Source organism: Vreelandella aquamarina, assembly GCF_900110265.1.
Taxonomy (GTDB): domain Bacteria; phylum Pseudomonadota; class Gammaproteobacteria; order Pseudomonadales; family Halomonadaceae; genus Vreelandella; species Vreelandella aquamarina.
In genome coordinates this window covers 1-6,924 of sequence record NZ_FODB01000091.1, presented here as the reverse complement: position 1 = coordinate 6,924, position 6,924 = coordinate 1, and the positions used below count along the sequence as shown (strand labels likewise).

Here is a 6,924-nt window from a genome sequence, read left to right as displayed (position 1 = left end):
TGCCCAGGCTCAGCACAATGTTCCAGCCTGGGCCGGACTGCGCCGCACCCATCAGAGAGGACAGGTCCAGAAAACCGGCTTCGCCGGAATCCGCTGAGTCACCGGCCGCCTGATCGGACAGGCGCTTGCGCCAGTTACAGAAACTGGCGTAGCCGATGTTCTCTTGTTTGCAGAACTTCGAAGCTGACAGACCACTGTCACGCTGCTGATTGACCAGAGCCTGCCACTGTTCGGGTGTGCGGTGCTTTCTCATGGGGGTAACCTCGTGTTGGAAAGTGTGAGGTTACTGTAGGGCGATTTTCAGCAGGGTGGCAGAACGTCGTGGAATGAACGCTTACGGCGCGCAGGCAAGCTGGCGAGGGCCAGTAGCCTGCCCGGTGTGGCCACCAGAATGTCCACGCCTTCGATCAAACGCTCCTTTTGGGGCGCGGTATCCATACCGCCGTACGCGGCCATTGAGGTGAGCGGGGTATGCTTGGCGTATTGGACTACGCTGGCTTTCACCTGAACCGCCAGCTCGCGGGTGGGTACGAGGATCAGTGCACGGATGCGTTTACCGCGCAGCGGCTCTGCGGCTTTGCTGAATTTTTCCAGCAGCGGCAGCACAAAGGCCGCGGTTTTGCCCGTGCCTCCATCCCAACCAGGTATAATCCTGTCATGACGCTAAACGCACACGCATGTAGGGCGTTTTGTCTCCATTCCGAATGAACAGAGTCGTGGTCCATGATCAACACCAAAATTTACAAGGCGGTGTACGAGCTGGCTGAAAAGCTGATGAAGGCCGCGTCCAAGGATGACCGCGCCACCTTTGAAACGCTTTACGCCGAGCTGCAGGCGATCTGCACCGAGCACGAGAATACCGGGAAAGACCACCCGGAGCAGTGGGAAACCCTGGCCGACTTCACCGAAGAGCTAGAAGACGCGCTGCCCATCTACCAAAAAGCGCTGGATAAGGCGGTAGCCAAGCAGTCGAACGACCACATTGCCTCGATTGGTTTTTCCATGGCGGCACTGCAAGTGGAGCTGGGCGACAACCAGGCGGCGATTGAACGCTTGCAGCAGGCCCAGGCCAGTGCCCACACTATTGAAGATAACGAACTTAAAGCAGAAATTGATGAGCTGCTGGCAACATTAACTACCGGTTAGGAACCTGATTTTGACCAACAACGATATTTTTCGCCGTATCCGCTACACCTTTGATTTAAAAGACAACACCATCGTCAAGATCTTCGCCCTGGCGGACGTGAGCGTGACCCAGGAGCAGGTGACGGCGTGGCTGAAAAAAGACGAGGACGACGCCTTCGTGACCATGAAGAACAAAGAGCTGGCGTCGTTTTTGAACGGTTTCATCAGCTTCAAACGCGGCAAGCGTGAAGGCCCGCAGCCTGCGCCAGAATCGCAGCTGAACAACAATATGGTGTTCCAGAAACTGCGTATCGCGCTGAACATGAAGGCAGAGGATATTTTAGAAGTGTTCGAGCAAGTGGGCCTGCCGCTTAGCCCTCACGAACTCAGCGCGTTTTTCCGCAAGCCCAGCCACAAGAATTACCGCGAGTGCAAAGACCAAATGCTGCGTAATTTCCTGATGGGCATTCAGCGGCAGCTTCGCCCCAACGATAACGGTTAAGCGAGGTGCTCGCGTTTCACACATACGAAGATCGCATTGCCTGAGACGTTATCCCAGGGCGTGATGGTCTGGTAATCATGCTCGAACACGTGCACCTCGAAGGTAGGCTCCAGCAGGGCGATGAGTTCGCTAAAACTGACGGCCACCATGGGGTGCTCGTCGTGCCACACCTGCGTTGTCTCCGCCGTGGTCTTTTCGATGCTCAGCCGCAGCGACTGCCGCTCCCCTTGGCCGCTGTAGTGCCACCCGGAGCGGAAAGTGAACCTATCCTCCGCCTGCTGGACCGTGTGCTTGACGAACAGCGCGTTGTCGATCCGCTGCTTATCCACCGCGTTGAAGCAGAACACGCCGCCCTCGTTCAAGGCGCGGTGGGCACTGGCGATGCAGTCGCCGAGCTTGTCCAGGCCATCGCTGTAGTGGATGGAGTAGAGAAAGCAGGTGATGAGATCCAGCGGCTCGTCGACCTCAAAGCTGCTCATATCCTGCAGTGAGAAGTGCGCCTCTGGGCAGCGTTGGGCGGCGATATCTAGCATCGGTTGGTTAATATCCAACCCGCTGCTGCTATAGCCAGCATCCAGAAAATGACGCACGTGAGGGCCGGTGCCGCAGGCTAAGTCCAGATGGCGTTTGCCTTCGTTACCAAAAATTTGGTGCAGGCGACGAATGGCGTTGCTTTGGGCCTGGTAGTCGATGTCGACGCACATCAAATCGTAGTAGCCAGACAGGTCGGTGTAGAGCGCGTTGACGGACATAGTGGCCTAATGGTGAGGGCTGACATAAATGAGGAGGCGCATAGTAAACGAGCGGTTGGAGTTTGAGAAGGCGTAGGAGTGGCTTGGCCAAGCGGCGATCAAGTTTGCACTCTTTCACAGTCTGGCTAGCGCTTTAGGGTTAATGTGATTAAAGAAATCGTGTGATGGTCCGATAACTACTAAAGTCGCACGACACATTCGATTGCCATACGAGGCTGCCATGCTAAAACCCTTTGCTCTCATTCTCTCTGCGTTGCTCCTGGCGATGACTTCTTATGTACAGGCGTCTACCACCGAGGCGGCGGAAGCGGCCGCGCTCGCTTGGCTGGAAGCGATCGATCAAGGTGAATATGAGCAGGCTTGGGAAAAGTCGTCGCCGCTGTTGAAGACGCCGCTTTCTCCCACCATGCTGCAGCGCGTGGTGACGCTGGCCCGCAACGATTTGGGCAGCGTCGAGTCGCGGCGGCGCATCCGCATGTCGCAGTACACCTCGATGCCTGGGGCGCCGCGCAACGACTACAAAGAGTTCGCTTTTAAAACCCAGTTCACGAATAACCAGCGCGTGGTCGAAGTCGTCACGCCACATCTGGAAGAGGGCACGTGGCGAGTGAGCGGCTACTACGTGCAGTAACGTGATTCGCGCCCATCAATAGCCGCCAACGTTGGCGGCTAGTGTGTTTTCTACACGATCAGCCCCGCCAGTGCCTGCATCCCCAGGACTAGCAGAAGCACCACACTGCCCAGCGCTAGGCTGGTCTTCAGCGCATGGCGTTTCCACATGCTTTCCACTCGGTGCCCAAAACGGTGTACCAGCCATGCTAGTCCGTAGTAACGCAGCCCGCGGGCGATGAGGGCGGCCAGGGCGAACAGCGCGATGGGGTAGCCCGAGAGCCCGGCGGTAATCATCGCCACCTGAAACGGAATCGGCAAAATGCCAATGGCGAGAATGGCTGCAAAGCCGTACTGGTCAAAGAAGCCTTGAAACGCCTGATAGCTCTGCTCCATCCCCATAAATTCGATAAACCACGTGCCGAGGGATTGGTAGAGCACCATGCCCACGCCGTAGCCCACTATCGAAGCCACTAAACAGCCCAGCGTGGTAACGGCGGCAATAGCCCAGATGCGCTGCCGGTTCACTGCCATTAGCGGGATTAATACCAGTTCAATGGGAATCGGCAGAATAATGGTTTCTAAAAAGGAGAGGGTGGCGAGCAGCCACAACATATTTTTCGAGCCGTTAATACGCTCAAACCACTGCTTTGTACGCGTTGATGTAAAGGCCATAGGAGCGCTACAGGGAAGGGTTAATACGGCGGTAAACAGCGGTTAATAAGCTATACACGCCAAACGCAAATAGCCCAACAGCCACAAACGCGAGCAGCCACTGGCCCAAGGCTTGGCCTCTTAACGTGCTGAACACTTCGGTCGTGCCGCCCGCTTGGTTAGGGTTGAACTGGTAAGCCGCTAGGATAAAGAAGCTGCCAACCATAACAAATACCAAGCCACGCACCGCTAAACCAAAGCGGCATACTGGGTAAGCCCAGCGCTGCACTTTGGCAGGCATTGAGAAGTGGCGGTCGAATTTTGCTTTCCAGCCTTTAATGGCATGGGCGATGCCCGCGCCAATCAGCGCAATGCCGACTGCCGCCACCAGCCAGCGCCCGAAGGGCTGCTGCATCAGCCAACTGGCCGCACTTTCAGAACCATCTCCTGAGCCGCTAGAGCCGCCGATATGAACCACAAGCTTGGCAGCAAAAAAGGCCAAGAACGTATGCGTAACGGCGCTAACCAGCAAGCCCCCGCGAATCGCCAGCCCTTTAGTGCCGCTGCCGTGGTGATCAGTATCCTGAAGGGCTTGCAGCGTGCGCCATACGGCATAGCCCACTAACCCCAATGCAATAACGCCCAGCAGCACTTTGCCGAAGGGGGCGGTTAGTACGCTTTCAAGCGCGCCGCGGCTGCCTTCGGTTTGGCCGCCTTGGCCAAACGCCGCCAGTGCCGCTAATCCACCCACCAGCAGATATACCACGCCTCGCGATGCGTAGCCCAAGCGGGCGAACAGTTTTACCGCATCCCGTTGGTTCGGGGGGTTACTGTCCATGATGTCCTCCTGACGTAAATGGCAATGGCGATCCTTCCGGCGGCCCATACTGTGGGTGTAGGGAGATAATGTCCAGCGTAGCGTTTATTGGGCATTTGGCGATAAAAGGGATGCAAACTGAGCAAGATTCGGGTGGGCCCTGGGGCCTTCGCTGGTTAAGCTTGAACTACTGTGAGCGTTATCCCTTAGCCTTACCCGTGAGATAGAAGCAATGAACGACTACGCCCGCATCGAAAAAGCCATGGCCTTTATGGTGGCCAACGCCACCCAGCAGCCCAGTTTAGACACGGTCGCGGCGCAGGTGCATTTGAGCGCGTTCCATTTTCAGCGGCTGTTTTGCCGCTATGCAGGCGTTAGCCCCAAGCGCTTTTTGCAGGCGCTGACGCTGGCGCGGGGTAAACAGCTCATTGCCTCGGCGCAAAGCCTGGCCGATACCGCCCAGGCGCTGGGGCTAAGCGGTGGCTCGCGGCTTTACGATCATTTTGTGACACTGGAAGCGGTCACGCCTGGCGAGTTTAAGCGCCAAGGGGAGGGCGTGGAGATTGCTTACGGCATTCATCCCACGCCGTTTGGCGAAGTGTTGGTGGCAGCGACGCCAAGGGGTATTTGCCGAATGGGGTTTCTGGCCGCCACGCCCGAGGCAGAGATGCTGGCTCAGCTCGCCGCTGAGTGGCCGCGCAGTACCGTGCGCCACCGGCCAGAGGCGACCCGCTATGCCGTCGATGCGCTGTTCGAGCCAGGGAAAACGGCTGCGCCGGGGGCGCTGTCGCTACACGTACGCGGCACCAATTTTCAGCTGAACGTTTGGCGAGCACTGCTGATGATTCCCGACGGACGGCTCGCCAGCTATTCGCACATTGCCCAGGCGCTAGGCGCGCCAACAGCATCTCGGGCGGTAGGGAATGCGGTGGGCGCGAACCCGGTGGCGCTGTGGATTCCCTGCCACCGGGTGATTCAGCAAAGCGGCGCGCTAGGCGGCTACCGTTGGGGGCTAGATGTGAAACGCAAAGTGCAGGCCTGGGAAGCTGCCCAGTACGCTGAACAGTTGGAAAGCGCCCACGGCTAGTGCCCAAACACCGACCAGCCGGTGCGTTGTACGAACATCTCCAGCGCCCGTGCGCCTAGTAGGCTGTTGCCATAGCGATCTAACCCTGGCGACCATACCGCCAGCGAACCGCGCCCCGGCGCGATGGCTAAAATGCCGCCGCCCACGCCGCTTTTGCCCGGCAAGCCCACGCGAAAGGCGAACTCCCCCGAGGCGTCGTAGTGGCCGCACATCATCATCAGCGAGTTGATCCGCCGTGCCCGCTGGGGCGATACCACCCGCAGGTTGCTGGGGCGGTTGACTCCATCGGAGGCCAGAAACAGCCCGGCGTGGGCCAACTGTTCGCTGCTCATGGCGATAGCGCACTGGTGAAAGTAGGTGCCGAGCACTTTATCGACATCGTGGCGCAGCCGCCCAAAGGCTTTCATAAAGTGGGCTAGCGAAGCGTTGCGATCTTTGTGCTCCATTTCCGACGCAGCGACTTGATGATCAAAACAGATGCTGTTGTCGTCTGCGATGTAGCGCACAAAGCTCAAAATTTCGGCCAGAGTCTCTTTGGGTTCGTGGCCCATCATAATGGCATCCACCACCGCAATGGCCCCGGCATTGATGAACGGGTTGCGCGGTTTGCCGCCCTCATGCTCTAGCTGAACGATGGAGTTGAACGGGTCGCCGGAAGGCTCGCGGCCTACTTTTGACCACAGCCCATCGCCCCATTTGCCCAGCGCAATGGTCAAGGTAAACACCTTGGAAATACTCTGAATCGAGAAGGGCGTGGTCGCGCAGCCCGCCGAAAAGCGCTCGCCCTCTACCGTGGCTAGGCTAATGGCAAACTGGCTGGGGTCTACATGGGCAAGCTGAGGGATGTAATCAGCCATTTTGCCGCGCTCGGTTTCCTGGGCCAACTCGGCGGCAATATCGTTGAGTAACTCTTGCATCTCGGGCGTCGTCGTTTGGCAGCGGGAGCCGCTACCCTAGCGGAAAAAAGCTCGGCTGTCTGCCTGTTATCCGGCCCTTCCACGACGCACCTTGTGAAGCCTGAGGGCGCACGATTTAATCAAAATGCGCGTCAAACCTCGGCCTTTTAGGCCGAGGCAGGATAGCGCGAGGCGCGCAGCGCCTCTTAGTTGACATGCTAGATTTACCACGTTAATTTTTAGCCATGACGACCGTACACCGTGCCTACCGCTATCGGTTTTATCCCACGTCCGAGCAAGCTGACCAGCTTGCCCGGACGTTTGGCTGTGTGCGCTATGTCTACAACCACTTCCTGCGCCAGCGCACCGATGCCTGGTTCGAGCGTCAAGAGCGCATGGGCTACAACGCCACCGCCAAAGCGCTCACCACCCTCAAGAAACAGCCGGACACGGCGTTTCTGGCCGAGGTGTCCAATGTCTGC

The 6,924-nt window shown here is 58.0% G+C and carries 10 protein-coding genes and 1 pseudogene; 5 read left to right on the top strand and 6 right to left on the bottom strand.

Features of this window, described 5'->3' with window-relative positions:
* Nucleotides 1-253 (bottom strand): IS66 family insertion sequence element accessory protein TnpA (gene tnpA / locus BMY49_RS16565; protein ID WP_089676098.1); only part of this gene is annotated, 253 nt, incomplete at its 3' end.
* A 47-nt stretch (nt 254-300) separates the two neighbouring features.
* A pseudogene (locus BMY49_RS16560) lies at nt 301-630 on the bottom strand (DEAD/DEAH box helicase family protein); the annotation flags it as partial.
* Between the two features lie 93 nt (nt 631-723).
* Here BMY49_RS16560 and BMY49_RS16555 point away from each other — a divergent pair.
* Nucleotides 724-1,146: a Replicative DNA helicase gene (locus BMY49_RS16555; protein WP_089676097.1), complete on the top strand. Its 423-nt coding sequence runs from the start codon at nt 724-726 to the stop codon at nt 1,144-1,146.
* 10 nt (nt 1,147-1,156) lie between these two features.
* The gene (locus tag BMY49_RS16550; protein ID WP_089676096.1) at nt 1,157-1,627 is read left to right on the top strand and encodes a YehS family protein; all 471 of its coding nucleotides are present in this window, start codon (nt 1,157-1,159) and stop codon (nt 1,625-1,627) included.
* Here the strand turns inward: BMY49_RS16550 and BMY49_RS16545 are convergent.
* Nucleotides 1,624-2,379: a class I SAM-dependent DNA methyltransferase gene (locus BMY49_RS16545; RefSeq protein WP_089676095.1), complete on the bottom strand. Its 756-nt coding sequence runs from the start codon at nt 2,377-2,379 to the stop codon at nt 1,624-1,626. The genes BMY49_RS16550 and BMY49_RS16545 overlap by 4 nt on opposite strands.
* A 220-nt stretch (nt 2,380-2,599) precedes the next feature.
* On the opposite strand from BMY49_RS16545, the gene BMY49_RS16540 reads away from it, so the two are divergent.
* Nucleotides 2,600-3,010, top strand: a complete 411-nt coding sequence (locus BMY49_RS16540; protein WP_044630399.1) for a DUF4019 domain-containing protein — start codon at nt 2,600-2,602, stop codon at nt 3,008-3,010.
* Between the two features lie 50 nt (nt 3,011-3,060).
* Here the strand turns inward: BMY49_RS16540 and BMY49_RS16535 are convergent, their stop codons facing one another.
* Entirely contained in the window at nt 3,061-3,663 is a 603-nt protein-coding gene (locus BMY49_RS16535) for a YqaA family protein (protein WP_062363240.1), read from the bottom strand.
* A gap of 7 nt (nt 3,664-3,670) precedes the next feature.
* Complete coding sequence (locus BMY49_RS16530) at nt 3,671-4,480, bottom strand: DUF1206 domain-containing protein (protein WP_044630401.1); 810 nt, start codon at nt 4,478-4,480, stop codon at nt 3,671-3,673.
* Between the two features lie 211 nt (nt 4,481-4,691).
* Between BMY49_RS16530 and BMY49_RS16525 the strand changes: the two genes are divergently transcribed.
* The gene (locus BMY49_RS16525; RefSeq protein ID WP_089676094.1) at nt 4,692-5,546 is read left to right on the top strand and encodes a methylated-DNA--[protein]-cysteine S-methyltransferase; all 855 of its coding nucleotides are present in this window, start codon (nt 4,692-4,694) and stop codon (nt 5,544-5,546) included.
* Here BMY49_RS16525 and BMY49_RS16520 read toward each other — a convergent pair.
* The gene (locus BMY49_RS16520; RefSeq protein ID WP_044630403.1) at nt 5,543-6,463 is read right to left on the bottom strand and encodes a glutaminase; all 921 of its coding nucleotides are present in this window, start codon (nt 6,461-6,463) and stop codon (nt 5,543-5,545) included. The two genes, BMY49_RS16525 and BMY49_RS16520, sit on opposite strands and share 4 nt — an antisense overlap.
* Nucleotides 6,464-6,687: 224 nt before the next feature.
* Here BMY49_RS16520 and BMY49_RS16515 point away from each other — a divergent pair.
* On the top strand, nt 6,688-6,924 hold a 237-nt coding region (locus tag BMY49_RS16515; RefSeq protein ID WP_167359390.1), incomplete at its 3' end, for a helix-turn-helix domain-containing protein.

Bases quoted from the DNA above. Each gene is read 5' to 3' on its own strand.
- BMY49_RS16520 (WP_044630403.1), bottom strand. From the start codon at position 6,463: ATGCAAGAGTTACTCAACGATATTGCCGCCGAGTTGGCCCAGGAAACC.
- BMY49_RS16540 (WP_044630399.1), top strand. From the start codon at position 2,600: ATGCTAAAACCCTTTGCTCTCATTCTCTCTGCGTTGCTCCTGGCGATG.
- BMY49_RS16530 (WP_044630401.1), bottom strand. From the start codon at position 4,480: ATGGACAGTAACCCCCCGAACCAACGGGATGCGGTAAAACTGTTCGCC.
- BMY49_RS16525 (WP_089676094.1), top strand. From the start codon at position 4,692: ATGAACGACTACGCCCGCATCGAAAAAGCCATGGCCTTTATGGTGGCC.
- BMY49_RS16545 (WP_089676095.1), bottom strand. From the start codon at position 2,379: ATGTCCGTCAACGCGCTCTACACCGACCTGTCTGGCTACTACGATTTG.
- BMY49_RS16535 (WP_062363240.1), bottom strand. From the start codon at position 3,663: ATGGCCTTTACATCAACGCGTACAAAGCAGTGGTTTGAGCGTATTAAC.
- BMY49_RS16555 (WP_089676097.1), top strand. From the start codon at position 724: ATGATCAACACCAAAATTTACAAGGCGGTGTACGAGCTGGCTGAAAAG.